General features: G+C 55.9%; 3 protein-coding genes. 2 read left to right on the forward strand and 1 reads right to left on the reverse strand.

The window, feature by feature from the left end; all coding sequences use genetic code 11:
• Positions 1–72: 72 nt before the first annotated feature.
• Positions 73–333 carry a hypothetical protein gene (locus EV688_RS17290; protein ID WP_131917735.1) on the reverse strand — a complete coding sequence of 87 codons (261 nt, stop codon included), beginning with the start codon at positions 331–333 and terminating at the stop codon, positions 73–75.
• Between the two features lie 259 nt (positions 334–592).
• Here EV688_RS17290 and EV688_RS17510 point away from each other — a divergent pair, with 259 nt between their 5' ends.
• Positions 593–841, forward strand: coding sequence for a sulfotransferase (locus EV688_RS17510; protein WP_162883825.1), 249 nt, complete (start codon positions 593–595; stop codon positions 839–841).
• Between the two features lie 235 nt (positions 842–1,076).
• Positions 1,077–1,472, forward strand: coding sequence for a RidA family protein (locus EV688_RS17300; RefSeq protein WP_117315793.1), 396 nt, complete (start codon positions 1,077–1,079; stop codon positions 1,470–1,472).
• The last annotated feature ends 275 nt before the right edge of the window (positions 1,473–1,747 follow it).

The raw sequence follows: 1,747 nt of genomic DNA on the forward strand, positions 1-1,747 counted from the left end.
CCTTCGAATACTTCTTTCTCGTGTTCATGTTGTACCGCCTCCAGTTCAGGATATTATCCTTAACTGGGTTGGTCACATCCATTGGACCACTTCAAATTTATAGGCATCTGCATCGCGATCACCATCGTCGAATTCTACAGTGACGACGCCCTGGCCGTAATCCAGGGCAAATGAGTCCGGTGAGACGCTATCGACGGTGCCGTCGATGGTAATGACTGAACCGTCGGCCATAGCATAGGGCGAGACGTTTGAGCCGTCCGATGACTGTGCGTTCGTCCAGGCAGCGCTGCCTGCTGCGAGTACGGCGACAAGTGCGGTTGAAGTACGTGTCATACATCCTCCGTAGACTGGTTGCTGTTGTAAATCCGGGCAGCAGCATGCCAATGCGTCCCGGCCCGGACTCTCCAAAGCACACGAGCGAAAAATCGTCGTCCCCGACGCTTTTCTGTCACGAGGCCTGTCCAGGTTCTGACAGGATATGCGCTGTAAGTTCCAGACGATTCGTGGCCCATCCCTCCTCGCTTTTGTTGTCGACCTGCTGGTTGTCTTGCCCTACGCTCGATGCGACACAACAAGAAAGTAGGAACTCCACATGCCGCTGCAGGTCATCGGTTCGGGTTTTGGTCGCACCGCGACCATGTCCATGAAACACGCGCTCGTGCGACTGGGCTTTCCCTGTTATACCCTGTCGACGCAGAGCACCATCTTTGACGAGGAATGGATTCGCTTTCTGCCGACCAGCGAGGCCGGGGCATTCCTTGGCGCCACTCTCAATGACTATTTTGAAGATCGCATGCATGACCGTGATTACCTGCTGCAGCGCTTCGAGGAGAACACCTAGCTGGTCAAGGCGACCATCGCACCTGAGCGGCTACTGGTATTCGGTGTCTCGCAGGGCTAGGGGCCGCTCTGAAACGTTCTGGGACTTCCAGTGCCCGAGGGGGAGTTCCCCCACGTCAATGATACGGCTGCGGTTCAGGGGTTGCTAAGGACAGTGATGGATAACGGGTTTCGGGAAACGTTGGGTTATTGGGGATAGAGACACCGCTTGTTGCTGGCTTATCGAGGAAGCATTCATGAAATCGCGCGCTATCAATTCGACTCCCTGGATGGAACACTTTGGTCTGAATCACGCTATCGAGGTTACCGGCGGTGAGCGGGTGTTGTACGTTTCGGGGCAGGCATCCACTGACGCGGAAGGGGTGTCGCTGCACGACGGCGATCTGGTAGCGCAATTTGCGCAAGCCTGGAGCAATCTGAAGGCGGTTCTCGTGCAAGCCGACATGGGCCCGCGTAATATTGTCAGGATGAACATCTACACCACTGACGTGGCAATGTTCATGGAGCACGCCGAGTCGCTGATTCCCCTGTGGAGTGATGATGGTGCGAAGCCAGCCTGTACCCTTCTTGAGGTTGCTGGCCTCTTCGATCCGGCCCTCATGGTTGAAATAGAGGCAACGGCAGTCGCCTGAGCGTCATCAACCCACCCGGTCATCCATCGCATGAGTTCGAGCTTGGGTTGCCTTGACCAATAAGCCCTCTCTTGCCTCAGGCATATCACTGCTGAGGACCTCTGCACCCTCGTGCAATTCCGGTGCGCTCACCAGAACCTCCAGTCCGTCCTGTCCATTATCCCGGGTGCCATGTGTCGCGTAACCGCTCATTCTGAGGCGTCGTATTCAGTAGCCTGACATCACGATACCGTTCTCCTGGTCACCCACAGGAGAACACCCATGACGTCATCAAT

The organism is Chromatocurvus halotolerans (assembly GCF_004340525.1).
Taxonomy (GTDB): domain Bacteria; phylum Pseudomonadota; class Gammaproteobacteria; order Pseudomonadales; family Halieaceae; genus Chromatocurvus; species Chromatocurvus halotolerans.

Excerpts from the sequence above, each read along its gene's own strand:
- EV688_RS17290 (WP_131917735.1), bottom strand. The coding sequence starts at position 333 with ATGACACGTACTTCAACCGCACTTGTCGCCGTACTCGCAGCAGGCAGC.
- EV688_RS17510 (WP_162883825.1), top strand. The coding sequence starts at position 593 with ATGCCGCTGCAGGTCATCGGTTCGGGTTTTGGTCGCACCGCGACCATG.
- EV688_RS17300 (WP_117315793.1), top strand. The coding sequence starts at position 1,077 with ATGAAATCGCGCGCTATCAATTCGACTCCCTGGATGGAACACTTTGGT.